Below are 17212 nucleotides of genomic sequence, written 5' to 3'. Positions count from 1 at the left end.
TGAGCCTTGAAACGCTCGCCCGTGTGACCGACAATCCAACCGTCAGGCTGCCCGCCGTGGCCACCTGAACAAGCCCTGACCTCTCCGAGGGTCGGCGCTCCTACACCACGCCGCGGGGCACTATCAGTCAGGGTTACATAAGTTGGCCTGTTGGACGTTTGCTCCGGGCGTCGCCTCGAATTGCCGCAGCAGGAAGTTTGCAAGCCACACGGTCGTCATATCAAGGTGCTGCACATTCAGATTGGACAACCGCCTTCGCCCACGCCGCCACGCAGGAACCGGATCCTGCGCATGACTGCTATGGACCGAACGGGATTCAGGCTGTGATAGAGACCTCTGAGCCAGAGATACGCCACACCAATCATCAGGCAATCGGCGATTCATCGATCAAGCGGCTGAAGCGTCATTCGGTGCCCTAAAAGCGCACCGGCTTTCGGCATTTTGACCCTGTGCAAAAAGAAGCGCCGCCGCCCCTTGCAGGGCTGGCGGCGCGTTCGCTTGAAGAAAGCCGTTTCGGCTTAGGCAGCCAGAAACTTCGCGACGGCCTTGCGGCGGACATCGTTTGCCAGCGCCGGGATGTCATGGCGGCTGATGCCAAGGTCGGCCAGATCGCGGCTGCGCAGGCTGTTCAGTTCTTCGGTGGTGCGCATGGCCGCGCGGCGGCCTGCCATATAGGCGCCAAGGCTGCGGCGCAGCAATGCGACAAGACCAGCTTCGTCGCGGCGGTCGATATTGGTGGCGGTCAGGGTCATCGTCTTGCTCCTGCTGTGTTGGGTCCGTTTGCGCTAACATAAATGCTGCGGCGCGGCATGAGCAGAGGGGCTTTCGACAATGCAGCTATGCCGCCGAAGCATCCGACGGCAGGATTGGTCAAGCAAGGTTAATGAAATCAGGGCGGCGACTGCGCCGGTTCAGTCGCGCCCGTCGATCCGCACGAAGTCCAGAACGCTGCCCTGCCCCGCCTGAACATCGGACCAGTCGTCGATCTGGAAATCCACCACCAGCGTCGCGGCAGTGGGATAGCGGCGGAAATCGGGATCCATCGGCGGACGGGCGGGCAGCAGCGCCGCGAATTCCGCAATGCCGGGGTTGTGGCCCAGCATCATCACCGTCGGCGCCTCGGCGCTGCGCAGGACGTTCAGCATCTGATCGGGGCTGGCGTGATACAGCTTCGGCTCGAACCGGATCCGCGGGCGCACTTCCAAGGGCGCAACCGCCACCCGCTCCCACGTTTCGCGCGTGCGCTGCGAGGTCGAACACAGCACCTCTTCCGGCTCATATCCCCGGCTGGCCAGCCAATCCCCCAGCGCCCGGGCCGAGCGACGGCCACGGTCGTTCAACGGCCGGTCGTGATCGGGCTGACCCGGATCGTCCCAGGACGATTTCGCGTGACGGGTCAGGATCAGTCGGCAGTGTCCAAGCGGAGTCATGCAATAGCCTTTGCGACCGAAAGAGGAATTAGGCCGCAGCCTGCCACAGCTTTAAGCAGGCTCGCAAGGGTCGATTCCATTCCCGGTTCCCCGGTCGCGGATCAAAGCTCACTGACGCCCTGACGCAGCCCGTGCGGCTTGACCCGAGGCTCGGTCGTGCGGATCAGCGAGCCCGCGCCATGTTCGGTGAACAGCTCCAGCAGCGTGGCATTGGGCACGCGGCCATCCAGAATGACCACGGCGCGCACGCCTTCGTCCACGGCCTTCAGCGCGGTTTCGGTCTTGGGAATCATGCCGCCCGCGATGGTGCCATCGGCGATCATCGCGCGCACCTGATCGGGATGCATCTGGGTCACCACCTCGCCCGTGCCGTCCTTGACGCCCGACACATCGGTCAGCAGCAACAGACGATCGGCCTTCAGCGCCCCGGCAATCGCCCCGGCAGCCGTATCGCCATTGACGTTGAACGTCTCATTATCGGCCATCCCCGTCGCCACGGGGGCGATGACGGGGATCAGCCCGGCATTGTAGAGGTCGCGGATGATCTGCACGTTCATTTCGACCGGGCGACCGACGAAGCCCAGTTCGGGATCGTCCGCTTCGCAGACCATCATGTCATCGTCCTTGCCCGAGATGCCGACGGCGCGCCCGCCCGCATCGTTGATGGCCTGCACGATGCGCTTGTTGACCAGCCCGGACAGCACCATCTCGACCACCTCGACCGTATCGCGGGTGGTGACGCGCTTGCCGCGCACGAAATTGCTTTCGATGCCCAGCTTCTGCAGCAGATCGTTGATCATCGGGCCGCCGCCATGCACGACGACCGGATGGATGCCAACCTGCTTCATCAGCACGATGTCGCTGGCGAATTCGGCCATTGCCGCGTCGTCGCCCATGGCATTCCCGCCGAACTTGACCACCACGACCGCGCCGGAATAGCGCTGCATATAGGGCAGTGCCTCGGACAAAGTGCGGGCGGTGGCCATAAAGTCGCGATTCATGTTCTGCTTTCTCATGATGGACCCCTGTTCGTTGCGATGGACCCTAGGACCGTTGCGCCCGAAGGTCCAGAGGATCGGGCGCTAGTCCAGCCCGGCGATGATCGCGCGCAGCGTGGCGATGCCCTGCCCCTTGTCCGAACTGGTGATGACGATTTCCGGATAGGCGGCGGGGTGCTTTTGCAGCGCCTCGGCGACCTGCGCCACGGTCGCGTCCATCGCGTCGCGGCCGATCTTGTCGCCCTTGGTCAGCACGACCTGAAACGGCACGGCGGCGCGGTCCAGCAGGCGCATGATCTCGTGATCCACGTCCTTCACGCCATGGCGCGAATCGATCAGTGCGAAGGCGCGCCGCAGCGTCGGCCGCCCCGAGAGATAATTCTTCAGCAGCGCCTGCCATTTCGCCACGACCGCGACGGGCGCCTTGGCAAAGCCATAGCCCGGCAGGTCGACCAGATAGGATTGTTCGCCCAAGGTGAAATAGTTCACCTCTTGCGTGCGGCCCGGCGTGTTCGATGCGCGCGCCAGACCATTGCGCCCGGTCAGCGCGTTGATCAGGCTGGATTTCCCGACATTCGAGCGTCCGGCAAAGCACACTTCGGGGCGGTCCGCCGGGGGCAGGCCGTCCATGGCGACGACGCCTTTCAGGAAATCGACCGGGCCCGCAAACAGCTTGCGCGCCGCCTCGGCCACTTCGGGATCGGGCTCCGGGGCGATGGGAAAGGCAACCTTCATGCCGCGATCCTGTCCTGCAAGGCGATCTGGCCGCCGGTGACGACCTCGGCATAGATGCCGAAATCCTTGTGTCCGAACTGCGCCTGCAGCGCCTCGGGCATGTCGATGTCGATCTGGCCGCTGTCGGTATTGGCGCTGGTCGCCGGGCAGCGACCGATGGTCTCGGTCACGCGCAACTCGACCCCGCCGATGGTCAGGATATGCCCGATCAGATCACGCTCGGCATAGGCGTCCCAGCCGTCGACCCACAGGTTCGCGCGCCAGCGTTCGATCCCCAGCCGTTGGCCCAGACGCTGTTCCAGATCACGCAGGCTGGCAAGCGACAGGATCGAGATCCACGGCTGGTTCACATCGGTCCAGCCGGTCGGCCCCTGCACCAGCCGCGTCGGCGCGGGCTTGTCGTCGGGCCAAAGCGGGCGCACCCAATCCAGCAGCAGATCGCCTTGCGTTTCGGGGTCGAAACGCAGCGCCGGACGAGCCGGATGGTTCAGCGTCAGCGCGCCTTCCGGCGCCCCCTCGCCCCAGCCGCCACTGACGGCCTGCAGCGGGGCCGAGGCCGCGCCGCGCAGAAAGCAGGACTTGGGAAGCCAGCGGCCGGGACGGTCGCCCGGCCCGGCATGACGTTCGCCGCCCTCGGTCAGCATCGCCCAGACCCGATCCCCCGGCAGCCGCTGGGCCGCGTGAAGCGGCGTGCGGGCAAGATCCTCGCCCCCCAGCGACTTGATCGGATGGCGGCGGATCCGCGCGATATATCCGGTCATTTACCGCCCTTGCTGCCGGTTTTCGGCGCGGGTTTTTCGGCCGCCGCGTCCCCCTTGCCGCGGGACGGCAGGCTGGAGCGGATATTGCCGAAGAAGTCGGGCCGGTGGCCGTGCATCGACATGATCGTGTATTGCTGCGCGATCGTGATGAAGTTGTTGGTGATCCAGTACAGCACCAGACCCGAGGCGAAGCCGCCCAGCATGAACATGAAGACCCAGGGCATCCACGCAAAGATCATCTTCTGCGCCGGATCGGCGGGGGCCGGGTTCAGTTTCTGCTGCATCCACATCGAGATGCCCAGAACGATCGCCAGAACCGGCAGCGTGAAGCTGTGCAGGAAGCTGCCAGCGCCCGGCGTGGCATAGGGTAGCAGACCGAACAGGTTCCACAGGCTGGTCGGATCGGGGGCGGACATGTCGTGGATCCAGCCGATCCACGGCGCGTGCCGCAGCTCGATGGTGACGAAGATCACCTTGTACAGCGAGAAAAAGATCGGGATCTGCAACAGCACCGGCAAACAGCCCGCAGCGGGGTTCACCTTTTCGCGCTTGTAAAGCTCCATCACCTCTTTTTGGTATTTCATCCGGTCGTCGCCGACGCGTTCCTTGATCGCCTCCATCTCGGGCTGCAGTTCCTTCATCTTCGCCATCGAGATGTAGGATTTGCGCGCCAGCGGGAAGACCAGGGTTTTCAGGATGAAGGTCAGTGCGATGATCGACCAGCCCATATTGCCGATGAAGCCGTGCAGCCAGTGCAGCAGGCGGAAGATCGGCTTGGTCAGGAAGTAGAACCAGCCCCAGTCGATCGAGTCGACGAAGCGGTCGATGCCCGGGTTCTGCTGATAGCCGTTGATGGTTTCCCAGACCTTGGCGCCGGCGAACAGATAGCTGGAGCTTGTCGCCGTCGCGCCGGGCGCCACGGTTTCGACCGGCATCCGGGTCTCGGTCTGATAGATATCGGCACCGGGGGCATATTTCACCACGGCCGTGAAGGGCGTGCCGGGCGCGGGCGCCAGCGTCGTCATCCAATATTTGTCGGTAAAGCCGACCCAGCCGTTTTCCTTGACATCGACCAGTTGCGCCGGACCTTCGCCCGCAGTCGGATCAAGTTCGGTCAGGGCCTTGTATTTTTCCTCAAGCAGCTTGCCGTCGGTCATGCCGACAGCGCCCTCGTGCAGCACGAAGAAGTTCTGCGTATCGGGCTTCCCGTGCCGCGCCAGAATGCCATAGGGCGCTGCGGCAAAGGGCGCGGTGCCGGTGTTTTCCAGCGTCTGCGTCACGGTGAACAGGAACTTGTCGTCCAGTTCATAGATGCGGCGGAAGATCTGGCCCGCGCCATTGTCCCAGCGCAGCGTCACGGGCTGGCCCGGCGACAGCGTGTCGCCCGACTCGATCTGCCAGACGGTCGCGGGACCGGGGACCAGCGCCGGATCGGTGCCCTGCGCGGGCATCCAGCCATAGACCGCATAATAGGGCTTCTGCACGGTGACCGTCGGATCGCCGCCGGGCGCCACGGGCGAGCCGTCGGCCTTCAGCGCCAGTTGCGAGGTCGGCGACAGCAGCCGGACAAAGGGCGAATTCGGGTCCAGCGTTTCGCGATAGCCGGTCAGCTCCAGATCGTCGATCCGGCCACCCGCAAGCGAGATCGAGCCACGCAGCGACGGCGATTCGATCTGGAAGCGACCCACAGGGGCGGCAGCGTCCGCCGCAGGTGCGGCATCGCCCGCCAAGGCCGGCGCGGTGCCGCCCTGCCCTGCCGCCTGCGGGGTCGCAGGCGCGTTCTGGCCGTCAACGGTCTGGCTTTGCGCCGTTTCCGGGGCCGGTTGCGTCGGCTCGGGCGCAAAGAAGAACGACCAGACGAGGATGACAAGCGCCGAAAGCACCATCGCCAGAATGAGGTTGCGGTTGTTGTCTTGCATGCCAAACCTGCCCTTTGTCGTCTTATGCCCCAAGGGGTTCGCGCCGCTTCAACAGAAGCGACCAGCAAAGGTCAAGGGAATTTCCAGAAAACCCGGCGCGGACAGGCCCGCGCGCGCCTGCCGGATCTGGCTTTTTCCACATTGCATCGCCGGTTTCCTGACGGCGATACAGCCCCCTTACGCCTTGCGCGGCACGACGAAGGGCGGCGGCAGGGCCAGATCGTGGCTTTGCAGAAAATCGTCCAGCTCGGTCGCGGACAGGATCGGAGCGACCGCCTTGCCCTGGACCGCGTCAAATCCGATCTGCGCAAGAAACGCGCGTTCGTCCAGCGTCGCCACGCCACAGGCCAGGGTCTGCAGTTTCAGATGCTCGGCCAGGGCCAGCACGGCCAGGATCATGCGCTGCTGATCGGCGCGGTGGTCGCACCCCGCGACAAAGCCGCGACCGATGCGGACCCTGCGGATGCCGAACATGCGCAGCGTATCCAGCCCGGCGCTGCCCGTCCCGAAATCCCCCAGCGCGATGCGGCAGCCGGCGGCGGAAAGCCGTTGCAGGCTGGCGGTCACCGGCATGCGGCCACCGCTGCGGCCAATGGGCTCGGTCACCTCGATCTCAAGCCGGGCGGGGGCCAGATCCAGCCGGTCCAGCTCCCACAGCACGGCCTCGGCCAGGGTCGGGTCGGCCAGTTCGCGATCGCTCATCGACAGGCTGACGAATGGCAGATCGCGGCCCAGCCGGTCCCAGCCGCGCAACGCCGCCAGCGACAGGCGCAAGGTGGTGCGGAACACCTCGGCCAGCGTCTGTTCATCCAGCCGCATCCGCAGATCGTGCAGATCCAGCGCGCCCAGTTCCGGATGGTCCACCCGACCCACGACACGCAGCCCAAGAATCCGGCCCGTATCGCAGCAAAGCTGCGGCTGAAAGCAGGTGCGGATCTGTTCCGGAGAGAACAGCGGCTCGGCCTGACTGACCTGCTGGCTGTCCACGCCGGAATATTCGACGAAGCGGATCTGCCCGGTTTCGGCCAAGGGGCTGCAGGCACGGATCGCGCGATGACCATAGGCCCAAAGCGCCGCAGCATCCGCCGCCCCGGCCATATCGCTGACGATCACCGCGTTGATCACCGGCGTCATGCGCAGATCGCCCAGATCGATGCTGCTGCGGCAGATCGCGCCAAGCTGCGCCAGAAGGCCCGGCAGCGCCTCGGTCCGGGCGGCAAGCAGGCCGCACAGCACCGTCTGGCCCGGCATCCGCCCGCGCGGCAGCAGCCGCAATTCCGTGCCCAGCCGCATGGCCAGCACATCCATCATCCTGTCCAGAAGCACCGGCCCGATGCTGGCGCGCAGCTGGTCGCCGTTTTCAACGCGCAGGATCAGCGCGGATTTGGGCGTGTCCCGCCGCGCCGCGCCGCCCGTGATCAGCCGGGCAAACCGCGCGGCCTTTCCGATACCGTATGCCATCTGTCATTCCGAATCATGTTTCCTGATCCGGAGACTAAGCGCAGGAAGCTTTTTGTTCCGTTAAAGTTCGCGCAGCACCGGCGCGTCGGATTGCGGTTTATCGCTAAAATCCGATGGAAAAAGCTGCGTGAAATCGAACAGCTTGGGATCGGGCAGATGCGAGGGGCGCACATTCATCAGCGCCCGGAACATCACCTGACGACGCCCCGGCGCGCGGCTTTCCCATTCGTCCAGCAGGCGCTTGACCTGCACGCGCTGCAGGCCTTCCTGACTGCCGCACAGATCGCAGGGGATCACCGGATAGTTCATCGCGCGGGAAAACCTTTCGCAATCGGCCTCGGCGATGAAGGCCAGCGGGCGCAGGACGTTCAGATCGCCCTCTTCGTTCAAAAGCTTGGGCGGCATCGAGGCCAGACGACCGCCGTGGAAAAGGTTCATGAAAAACGTCTCAAGGATATCGTCGCGGTGATGGCCCAGCACGACGGCCTGACAGCCTTCCTCGCGCGCGATGCGATACAGGTTGCCGCGGCGCAGGCGCGAACACAGCGCGCAATAGGTCCGGCCCTCGGGCACCTTTTCCTTCACGATGGAATAGGTGTCCTGATATTCGATGCGATGGGCCACCTGACGGTCGGTCAGAAACTCGGGCAGCACCGTCGCCGGAAAGCCGGGCTGGCCCTGATCCAGATTGCAGGCCAGCAGGTCGACGGGCAGCAGGCCGCGCCATTTCAGCTCGTGCAGCACCGCCAGCAGGGTATAGCTGTCCTTGCCGCCCGACAGGCAGACCAGCCATTTGTCGCCGGGGCGGATCATGTCATAGGTTTCGATGGCCGCGCGGGTTTCGCGCACCAGACGCTTGCGCAGCTTGCGAAACTCGGTCGAGGTCGGCGCGCCGCGAAACAGCGGGTGGATTTCCTCAAACGTATCGTCCTGGCTGTCAAGCTCGTCGCGCATGGCATTCATCCTGTTGGCATTCCCGTTTCATAGCATGGCGCGCCCGCGCCGTCAGTCCCGAGGTTCGGTTCCCGGCACCGGATCGAAGCCATGCCCGCCCCAGGGGTGGCACCGGCAGACGCGCCGGACCATCAGCCAGCCGCCCTTGGCCGCGCCATGCCGTTCCAGCGCCTCAAGCGCATAGGCCGAGCATGTGGGCTGAAAGCGGCAGCCATGCCCGACCCAAGGGCTGGCGACCAGCCGATATGCGCGCACCGGCAGCGCAACGATATGGGCCAGCGGCGTCATTTGCGCGGCGCGTGGATGCGGGACAGCGCCTGTTCAAGGTCGCGCTTCAGATCGGTGAAATCACGCTCGACCGTGACGCCGGGGCGACCGACCAGCACATAATCCCAGCCCGTCACCGCCAGACCCGGCAGGATGTCATGCGCCAAGGCACGCAGCCGCCGCTTGGCGCGGTTGCGCATCACGGCGTTGCCGATCTTCTTCGAGCAGGTAAATCCCACGCGGACGGCATTGCTGCCATCATCGCGGCGGCGGGCCTGCAACAGGAAGCCCTGCGCCCCCTGCCTGCGGGCCTGCGCGGCGCGCAGGAAATCTGCCCGCTTGCGCAGGATCTCCGGCTTCAGCGGCATGTCATGCCCTGAAATGCCGGAAGCCGCCCTGTCCGGTTCGCCAATATGGCTTTCCCGGTCAGCGGCGGCGTTTTCGGCGGCCTGATCCATCAGCGCTCCTACGCCTTGCGGCGCAAGACTTATGCGCTGAGCGACTTGCGGCCCTTGGCGCGGCGCGCGTTCAGCACGCGACGGCCACCCTTGGTCGCCATGCGCGCGCGGAAGCCGTGACGGCGGGCGCGAACCAGGTTCGACGGCTGGAAAGTGCGTTTCGACATCTTCAAACTCCGGGTCAAGGCGTGTCAGGGTATGGGCACTCAGCCCACGCAAGACGCGCCGGTCTATTCGAGACCCGCTGCATAGTCGCAGCCCGGACCTGAGTCAACCGCCTGTCGGGTCTTTTCGGCGGAAGTTGCGCGGGCGGGAACCGTTCCGCAGTCACGCATGTTTGAACTGCAACGCCGCAGCCATTATGTGGATGATGCAGCCACGAATTTCGGGTGGAATACAAAGGTCGACATGTCCCTGAATAGCCTTTCCGGGCGATTCGCGCTCCTGACAGGGATCTTCGTGCTTCTGGCCGAATTGCTGATCCTGCTGCCATCGATCGCGAATTATCGTCTGGATTTTCTGGAATCGCGGCTTGAGCGCGCGCAGATCGCCAGCCTTGCGCTGCTGGCGACCGATGAATCGCTGGCATCCGATCTGGAATCGGAACTGCTGGAGAATGCGGGCGTCTTCAACGTGGTGTTGCGGCGCAACGATGTGCGCCAGCTTGTGCTGTCCTCGCCCATCCCCGGCCCGATCGCCGCGACCTATGATCTGCGCGAACAGCCCTTCTGGGCGTCGATCCGCGACGCCATGCGCCAGTTGGCCGACCCTGACGACCGGGTGATCCGGGTCATCGGCGCGCCGGTGAACCAGGCCGGGCAGCTGATCGAAATCACTACCGACACCAAGCAGCTGCGGACCGAGATGATCGATTACGGCCTGCGCCTGCTGCTGATCTCGGCGGCGTTCTCGATCCTGACGGCGCTTTTGCTGAACGTCGCGGCGCAGCGCATGTTGCTGGTGCCGATCCGCCGCGTCATCAGCCACATGACCGCCTATGCCAATGCCCCCGAGGATGCGCGGCTGATCATCACCCCCTCGGCCCGACTGGCGGAACTGCGGCAGGCCGAAACCTCGCTGGCGGCGATGCAGACGACGGTGACGTCGGCGCTGAAGCAAAAGGCGCGGCTGGCGCAGCTGGGGCAGGCCGTGGCCCGGATCAGCCATGATCTGCGCAATATCCTGACCACGGCGCAGATTTTCGCCGACCGGCTGGAAACCAGCGAAGACCCCGCCGTGCGCCGCGCCGCGCCCAAACTGGTCAATTCGATCAGCCGCGCGGTGAACCTGTGCGAAACCACGCTGGCCTTCGGCAAGGCCGAAGAACCGGCGCCGTCGCTGTCGCGCTTCAACCTGTCGGCGCTGGTCGCCGAGGTGACCGAGGCCGAGGCGCTGGCCGCCGAAAGCGTCGATGGCAACGCGCCCATCGAGTTTCTCAGCGACGTGCCCGCAGGCTTGATGATCCGCGCCGATCGCGATCAGCTGTTCCGCGTGCTGTCGAACCTGTCGCGCAATGCCCGGCAGGCGATCGAGGCCACCCGCCAGCCCGGCACCATCGAAATCGGTGCCGGTGAGGACGAACAGGAATGGTTCATCCGCGTTGGCGATACCGGCCCAGGCCTGCCAAAGAAGGCGCGCGACTTCCTGTTCCAGCCCTTTTCGGGCGGGTCGCGCAAGGGCGGCACCGGGCTTGGTCTGGCGATTGCCGCCGATCTGGTGCGCAATCACGGCGGCCGTCTGGAACTGCTGCGCAGCGACGAAGAGGGCACGCAATTCTGCCTGCACCTGCCCCGCGAACTTGCCGGCAGCGTGGCGCGCGCGGATGCAGATTAAGCGGGCTTTTCAGGCCCAAGGCGAAACTTCGGGCGTTTTTGGAAAATCTTCATTTTCGCCCTTGCGCCCCCCCGGCACTATCTCTAGATAACCGCCTCACAGCGGACCCATAGCTCAGCTGGATAGAGCACCAGACTACGAATCTGGGGGTCGGGCGTTCGAATCGCTCTGGGTCCGCCATTTATCTCCCTGTAAATTGCCGGAAAAAAAGTCCGCTGCGGCGCGAGATTTCCTCGTGTCGCTGTTTGGCATGTCCGGCCTTTTCGGCGCGGCCAAGACCAAGGCCCCTTGGGGGTGTCATCCTGACAGCTTGCTTCTGCTGTTGACCAGCACCGGCGGCCCCAGGCCGCACAAGGCCGGATCAGACGCGCAGCCAGCGCGTTGGCTCAGGCATTTATTCGCCCAATGAAGACCTCAGGAAGCAATCCCGTCCAATATGTCCCGGCGTTGACCGCGCCCCTCAGGACGTGGCGAACATCTGGTAACCGGGATGGAACGCCAGCCGGGCCGAGGTGATGGCGCCAAGGTCGTTGAACGTCGTGCGTTGCAGGATCAGAAGCGCCGTGCCCTGCCGGGTTTCCAGCAGCCGGGCATCCCGGGCATTGGCGTTCTCGGCGGAAAACGCCATGTCGGCGCGCAGCCACGGGAAATTCCGCACCAGCCATTCATTGGCGTTGATGCGCTGGAAATCGATCGCCTCGGCGCCCGGCGCGGCCTGCGGGTTGATCCAGCGATCCTCGACCTGAAAGGGCTTGCCGTCCCCATAATGCACGGTGCGCAGATGGATCAGCAGCGCTGCCTCGGGCAGGGCCATGCGGGTCGAGGCATCGGCGGGCAGCGGGCTGAGCTTCTGGGCGATGACGCGGTGGCTGTATTCCATCCCCGCCTGCTCGATCTGCTCGCGCACGATGGGGATGGTCAGCGTGGCCTTGTGGGCGGGGTTCAGCGTGACATGTGTCCCCGCCCGGCGCTTGCGGTCCAGAAGCCCCTCTTCGGCCAGCAATTGCAGGGCCTTGTTCACCGTGGCGCGGGCGACGCCGAATTCTACGGCCAGTTCGGCCTCATCGGGGATGCGGTCGCCCTGCCGCCATTCGCGGTCCGCAATCCGGCGGCGCACTTCGCTGGTGATGGCCTGTGCCTTGCTGGAGCTTCGTTCGGTCACATGCGGTCCTCAAGGCGGCTGATCGTTGCCATATAGTCGGCGATGATCGCGTCGTGGTCCATATGCCTGCCGTCTTTCACCACATGACGGCCCGCCGACCATGTGTCGGTGACCAGACCGTCATGGCCGGAAAAGATCAGGCTGTCCAGCATCTGGTCCCCCTTGCGCCCCACCATCACCGGATTGGCGGTGTCGATGGCCACAAGATCGGCCCACAGGCCCGGCCTGATCGCGCCGGTATCGCGCCCCGCCGCCGTCGCGCCGCCGTCCAGCCCCGCATCATAGATCACGCGGCCGGTGGTTTTTCCCGGCACAGCCAAGATCGCCCGCCCGCGGTCGCGCAGGCGCTGGCTGTATTCCAGCGTCCGCATCTCCTCGGTCAGCGAGATGCGGATATTGCTGTCCGAGCCAAACCCATAGCGGCCCTGCGATCCCGCCCAGATCGTGCCGTTGAAGATCCCGTCGCCCAGCGAGGATTCGGTGATCGGGCACAGACCCGCGACAGCGCCGGTCGCGGCAAGGCGGCGGGTCTCATCCTCGGTCATGTGGGTCAGGTGGATCAGGGTCCAGCGCCGGTCGACGGCTTGATTGTCCAGCAGCCATTCCACGGGGCGGCGGCCATAGGCGGCGCTGATCTCATCGACCTCGGGGATCTGCTCGGCCAGATGCATGTGCAAGGGACGGTCCGGGCGCAGCGTGGTGCAGATCGCCAGCCCCTCGGGCGAAACCGCGCGCAGACTGTGCGGCGCGACACCGATCCCGGCATCGGCGGGCAGGTCGCGCAGCGTGGCCTCGGCACCGTCCAGCAGGCGCAGGAACTCCTCCGGGGTGGTGCCGAACCGGTCCTGACCGGGGGCCAGCGCGCGGCGGTCGACGCCGCCGAACTGGTAATGCACCGGCAGCAGGGTCAGCCCGATGCCGGTGCGGCGGGCGGCGGCGGAAATGCGGGCGGCCATCTCGGCGATATTGTCATAATGCCCGGCGCCGGGACGATGGTGTAGATAGTGGAATTCGACATTGGTGGCATAGCCCGCCTCCAGCATCTCCATCTGCACCAGCGCCGCGATCGCCTCGACATCCTCGGGCGTCAGCAGGTCCAGAAAGCGATACATGATCTGGCGCCATGTCCAGAACGTATCGCGCGGCTCGGGGCCCTTGGCTTCCGAAAGGCCGGCCATCGCGCGCTGAAAGGCGTGGCTGTGCAGGTTCGCCATGGCAGGCAGCAGCAGACCCACGCGCGGGCCGCCCGTGACGCCGGTTTCCACGCCCGAAATGCGGCCCTGATCGACCGTTACGCAGACATTTTCTGCCCATCCTTCAGGCAGCAAAGCCCGCTCTGCCCAGATCTTTTCCATCACGCCGCCCTTTTCTGCGTCAAAATAAGTTTAGACATAGAGATCCGTTAAGTTTAGACATAGAACGAATGAGAAATCAATCCGGGACGACAGCCGATGCAGCTTCTTGCGAATGCCCAGATCGCCACCATGACCGAAAAATCAGGCGGTTACGCCCTGATCCAGGATGGCGCGCTGGTGATTCAGGATGACAGAATCGCCTGGGTGGGCGCGCGGGCGGATCTGCCGCAGCACTATGCGGGTGCTGCCTTGCAGGATCTGGGCGGGCGACTGGTCACGCCCGGTCTGGTCGACTGCCACACGCATATCGTCTTTGGCGGCGACCGCGCCCGCGAGTTTGAAATGCGGCTGGAAGGCGCCTCGTATGAAGAAATCGCCCGCGCTGGCGGCGGCATCCTGTCCAGCGTCAACGCCACCCGCGCGGCGGATGACGCGGAACTGCTGGCCCGCGCCCTGCCCCGCGTCGACCATCTGATCGCCGAGGGCGCCACCACGCTGGAGATCAAATCGGGCTATGGCCTGACCGTCGCGGATGAGATGAAGATGCTGCGGGTGGCGCGGCAGATCGGGGAAAAACGTGCAATCCATATCAAAACCACATGGTTGGCCGCACATGCCCTGCCCGCCGAATACAAGGACGACCGCGCGGGCTATATCCGCGATGTGGTGATCGCAGGCATGGACGCTGCCCATGCCGAAGGGCTGATCGACGCGGTGGACGGCTTTTGCGAAGGCATCGCCTTCAGCCGCGACGAGATGGCGGCGATCTTTGATCACGCCCACGCCTTGGGGCTGCCGGTCAAGCTGCATGCCGAACAGCTGTCAGACCTGCACGGCGCGGCGATGGCGGCCGGGCGCGGCGCGATTTCGGCGGACCATCTGGAATGGCTGGGGCAGGACGGCATCGACGCCATGGCTGCGGCGGGCACGGTCGCGGTGCTGCTGCCGGGCGCGTTTTACACGCTGCGCGAAACCAGATTGCCGCCGGTTCAGGCGCTGCGCGACGCGGGCGTGCCCTTGGCGCTGGCGACCGACAGCAATCCGGGCACATCGCCGCTGACCTCGCTTTTGCTGACGATGAACATGGGGGCGACCCTGTTCCGCATGACGCCTGCGGAATGTCTGGCGGGCGTCACCGCCCATGCCGCGCGCGCACTGGGTCTGTCGGATCGCGGCACCTTGGCCGCCGGGCAGCGCGCCGATCTGGCGATATGGAATGTCGATCACCCGGCCGAGCTGACCTATCGCATCGGCTTCAACCCGCTTCATGCCCGCATCTTCGGAGGCGATCTTGTCTGACCTGAACCCTGAAACCTCGGATCCCGCGCCCGTCGAGGTCGTCCAAGGCGATAGTCCCGTCATCCTTGGCCTGCCGCATACCGGGACGTTTCTGCCCGAAGACATCCGCGCGGCGCTGAACGCGCGGGGTCGGGTGCTGGCCGATACCGACTGGCATATCGAGCGGCTGTATGACGGGCTGCTGCCCGGCGTGACCACGGTGCGGGCGACGTTTCACCGCTATGTCATCGACGCCAATCGCGGCCCCGACGATGCGAGCCTGTATCCCGGCCAGAACACCACGGGCCTTGTGCCGCTGACCGATTTCGACGGCCAGCCGATCTGGGACGTGGCACCGACCGAGGCCGACATCGCCGACCGCAAGGCCCGGTTCCACGCGCCCTATCACGCGGCGCTGGCGGCTGAAATCGCGCGGGTGCGCGCCCGGCACGGCGTGGCGATCCTTTACGATTGCCACTCGATCCGCAGCCATATCCCGTTCCTGTTTGACGGCATCCTGCCCGATTTCAACATCGGCACCGACAGCGGGCGCTCTTGCGCGCCGGCCATCGAGGCCGCCACGCAAGAGATCGCAGCCGCGACGGGCCGGACCCATGTTCTGAATGGCCGATTCAAGGGCGGCTGGACCACGCGGCATTACGGCCAGCCGGACCACGGCGTCCACGCCATCCAGATGGAACTGGCGCAATCCACGCATCTGGCGTCCGAAGCCCCGCCCTTTGCCTATGACGCGCAGAAGGCCGAAGCGTTGCGCGTGCCGCTGAAAGCGATTTTGACGAAACTCGCGGCGCTTGCCGCCGAACTGAAGGCTTGAACCCATGGACAACCCCCGTCACAACATCCGCGACATCTTCCCGGCAACGGGCACCGAGATCACCGCGAAAAGCTGGCTGACCGAGGCGCCCTTGCGGATGCTGATGAACAACCTGCATCCCGATGTGGCCGAAAACCCGCATGAGTTGGTGGTCTATGGCGGCATCGGCCGCGCCGCCCGGACGTGGAAGGATTTCGACCTGATCGTCGATGCCTTGCGCAAGCTGGAAGACGACCAGACCCTGATGGTGCAATCGGGCAAGCCGGTTGGCGTGTTCCAGACCCACAAGGACGCGCCGCGCGTACTGATCGCCAACTCGAACCTAGTGCCGCATTGGGCGAACTGGGATCATTTCAACGAGTTGGACAAGAAGGGCCTGGCCATGTACGGCCAGATGACGGCGGGCTCGTGGATCTATATCGGCACGCAGGGCATCGTTCAGGGCACCTATGAAACCTTTGTCGAGGCCGGGCGCCAGCATTACAACGGCGATCTGAAGGGCAAATGGGTGCTGACCGGCGGGCTTGGCGGCATGGGCGGCGCCCAGCCTCTGGCCGCAGTGATGGCCGGGGCCTGCTGTCTGGCCGTCGAATGCGACGAGACCCGCGCCGATTTCCGCCTGCGCACCCGCTATGTCGATGAAAAGACGCACAGCCTTGACGAGGCGCTGGCGATGATCGAACGCTGGACCAAGGCCGGCGAGGCGAAATCCGTGGCGCTGATCGGCAATGCCGCCGAGGTGTTCCCGGACATCCTGCGCCGCATGAATGACGGCGGGTTGCGCCCCGACATCGTGACCGACCAGACCAGCGCGCATGACCCGGTGCATGGCTATCTGCCCGAGGGCTGGACCGTCGCCGAATGGCGCACGCGTCAGCAGACCGAACCCAAGGCCGTCGCGGCCGCGGCGAAAAAGTCGATGCGCAAGCAGGTCGAGGCCATGGTCGCCTTCAGCGATGCGGGCATCCCGACCGTCGATTACGGCAACAATATCCGCCAGATGGCGCTGGAAGAGGGCTTTGAGCGCGCCTTTGCCTTTCCGAGCTTCGTGCCCGCCTATATCCGGCCGCTGTTCTGCCGCGGCATCGGGCCGTTCCGCTGGGCGGCGCTGTCGGGCGACCCGGAAGACATCCTGAAAACCGATGCCAAGATGAAGGAACTGTTCCCCGACAACCATCATCTGCACAACTGGCTGGACATGGCGCAGGAACGCATCGCCTTTCAGGGCCTGCCGGCGCGGATCATGTGGATCGGGCTGGGGGATCGGCATCGCGCGGGCCTTGCCATCAACGAAATGGTCCGCAATGGCGAATTGAAAGCCCCGGTTGTCATCGGCCGCGACCATCTGGACAGCGGCAGCGTCGCCTCGCCCAACCGGGAAACCGAGGCGATGCAGGACGGCTCGGACGCGGTTTCCGACTGGCCGCTGCTGAACGCGCTCTTGAACACCGCCTCGGGCGCGACCTGGGTGTCGCTGCATCATGGCGGCGGCGTCGGCATGGGATTCTCGCAGCATTCCGGCATGGTGATCTGCTGCGACGGGTCCGAGGACGCCGACCGCCGCATCGCCCGCGTGCTGTGGAACGACCCCGCCACCGGCGTCATGCGCCACGCCGATGCAGGCTATGACATCGCGCTGGACTGCGCGCGCGAGCATGGCTTGAACCTGCCCGGCATTCTGTAACCCGGGCGCTGCCCCCTCTTGGTGTCGGGCCACGAGAAGACGCGAAAACGCGCGCCGTGGCCCGATCATCGACCTTGTGCAA

General features: G+C 65.2%; 17 protein-coding genes and 1 tRNA gene. 5 read left to right on the top strand and 13 right to left on the bottom strand.

The annotated features are described in order from the left end of the window. Window positions 1-518: 518 nt before the first annotated feature. The 11 genes from GL284_RS12370 to rpmH form a co-directional block, all read right to left on the bottom strand. Window positions 519-752 (bottom strand): YjiS-like domain-containing protein, encoded by a 234-nt coding sequence (locus tag GL284_RS12370; RefSeq protein ID WP_230383043.1) that lies wholly within the window; start codon window positions 750-752, stop codon window positions 519-521. A 159-nt stretch (window positions 753-911) separates the two neighbouring features. After that, the gene (locus GL284_RS12365) at window positions 912-1430 is read right to left on the bottom strand and encodes a SixA phosphatase family protein (protein ID WP_155044934.1); all 519 of its coding nucleotides are present in this window, start codon (window positions 1428-1430) and stop codon (window positions 912-914) included. Window positions 1431-1531: 101 nt separating this feature from the next. Then, window positions 1532-2431: an acetylglutamate kinase gene (gene argB, locus GL284_RS12360; RefSeq protein ID WP_155044933.1), complete on the bottom strand. Its 900-nt coding sequence runs from the start codon at window positions 2429-2431 to the stop codon at window positions 1532-1534. Between the two features lie 81 nt (window positions 2432-2512). Further along, on the bottom strand, window positions 2513-3163 hold the full coding sequence (gene yihA, locus GL284_RS12355; protein ID WP_155044932.1) for a ribosome biogenesis GTP-binding protein YihA/YsxC: 651 nt from the start codon (window positions 3161-3163) through the stop codon (window positions 2513-2515). Further along, window positions 3160-3924 (bottom strand): MOSC domain-containing protein, encoded by a 765-nt coding sequence (locus GL284_RS12350; RefSeq protein WP_155044931.1) that lies wholly within the window; start codon window positions 3922-3924, stop codon window positions 3160-3162. Before GL284_RS12350 ends, yihA begins: the two co-directional genes overlap by 4 nt. Beyond that, window positions 3921-5843, bottom strand: a complete 1923-nt coding sequence (gene yidC / locus GL284_RS12345) for a membrane protein insertase YidC (protein ID WP_155044930.1) — start codon at window positions 5841-5843, stop codon at window positions 3921-3923. Before yidC ends, GL284_RS12350 begins: the two co-directional genes overlap by 4 nt. Before the next feature lie 177 nt (window positions 5844-6020). Next, window positions 6021-7304 carry an EAL domain-containing protein gene (locus GL284_RS12340; RefSeq protein ID WP_155044929.1) on the bottom strand — a complete coding sequence of 428 codons (1284 nt, stop codon included), beginning with the start codon at window positions 7302-7304 and terminating at the stop codon, window positions 6021-6023. Window positions 7305-7364: 60 nt separating this feature from the next. Next, window positions 7365-8258, bottom strand: a complete 894-nt coding sequence (gene ttcA, locus GL284_RS12335) for a tRNA 2-thiocytidine(32) synthetase TtcA (protein ID WP_155044928.1) — start codon at window positions 8256-8258, stop codon at window positions 7365-7367. A gap of 51 nt (window positions 8259-8309) precedes the next feature. Continuing rightward, window positions 8310-8546, bottom strand: a complete 237-nt coding sequence (gene yidD, locus GL284_RS12330) for a membrane protein insertion efficiency factor YidD (protein WP_155044927.1) — start codon at window positions 8544-8546, stop codon at window positions 8310-8312. Next, window positions 8543-8983: a ribonuclease P protein component gene (gene rnpA / locus GL284_RS12325; protein WP_155044926.1), complete on the bottom strand. Its 441-nt coding sequence runs from the start codon at window positions 8981-8983 to the stop codon at window positions 8543-8545. The genes yidD and rnpA overlap by 4 nt, the downstream gene beginning before the upstream one ends. A 29-nt stretch (window positions 8984-9012) precedes the next feature. Further along, a complete protein-coding gene (gene rpmH / locus GL284_RS12320) occupies window positions 9013-9150 on the bottom strand; it encodes a 50S ribosomal protein L34 (RefSeq protein ID WP_036742148.1) in 138 nt (45 codons plus the stop codon). Between the two features lie 241 nt (window positions 9151-9391). On the opposite strand from rpmH, the gene GL284_RS12315 reads away from it, so the two are divergent. Both GL284_RS12315 and GL284_RS12310 read left to right on the top strand, forming a co-directional pair. Continuing rightward, window positions 9392-10816 carry a sensor histidine kinase gene (locus GL284_RS12315; protein ID WP_155044925.1) on the top strand — a complete coding sequence of 475 codons (1425 nt, stop codon included), beginning with the start codon at window positions 9392-9394 and terminating at the stop codon, window positions 10814-10816. Between the two features lie 103 nt (window positions 10817-10919). Beyond that, a tRNA-Arg gene (locus GL284_RS12310) sits at window positions 10920-10996 on the top strand. A gap of 280 nt (window positions 10997-11276) precedes the next feature. On the opposite strand, the gene GL284_RS21900 is transcribed toward GL284_RS12310, so the two are convergent. Both GL284_RS21900 and GL284_RS12300 read right to left on the bottom strand, forming a co-directional pair. Continuing rightward, entirely contained in the window at window positions 11277-11978 is a 702-nt protein-coding gene (locus GL284_RS21900) for a GntR family transcriptional regulator (protein WP_341870361.1), read from the bottom strand. Beyond that, window positions 11975-13333: a formimidoylglutamate deiminase gene (locus GL284_RS12300; protein WP_155044924.1), complete on the bottom strand. Its 1359-nt coding sequence runs from the start codon at window positions 13331-13333 to the stop codon at window positions 11975-11977. Before GL284_RS12300 ends, GL284_RS21900 begins: the two co-directional genes overlap by 4 nt. Before the next feature lie 96 nt (window positions 13334-13429). On the opposite strand from GL284_RS12300, the gene hutI reads away from it, so the two are divergent. The 3 genes from hutI to hutU are packed head-to-tail and all read left to right on the top strand — an operon-like array spanning window position 13430 to window position 17130. Further along, complete coding sequence (gene hutI, locus GL284_RS12295) at window positions 13430-14632, top strand: imidazolonepropionase (protein ID WP_155044923.1); 1203 nt, start codon at window positions 13430-13432, stop codon at window positions 14630-14632. Beyond that, the gene (gene hutG / locus GL284_RS12290; protein WP_230383044.1) at window positions 14625-15446 is read left to right on the top strand and encodes an N-formylglutamate deformylase; all 822 of its coding nucleotides are present in this window, start codon (window positions 14625-14627) and stop codon (window positions 15444-15446) included. The genes hutI and hutG overlap by 8 nt, the downstream gene beginning before the upstream one ends. A gap of 4 nt (window positions 15447-15450) precedes the next feature. Further along, window positions 15451-17130: a urocanate hydratase gene (hutU, locus tag GL284_RS12285; protein WP_155044921.1), complete on the top strand. Its 1680-nt coding sequence runs from the start codon at window positions 15451-15453 to the stop codon at window positions 17128-17130. Window positions 17131-17212 lie beyond the last annotated feature (82 nt).

The organism is Paracoccus shanxieyensis, assembly GCF_009711265.1.
In the GTDB taxonomy this organism is placed as follows: Bacteria; Pseudomonadota; Alphaproteobacteria; order Rhodobacterales; family Rhodobacteraceae; genus Paracoccus; species Paracoccus shanxieyensis.
Note: the sequence above shows the minus strand (reverse complement) of the source record. Positions and strands in the feature narration are given on the sequence as shown.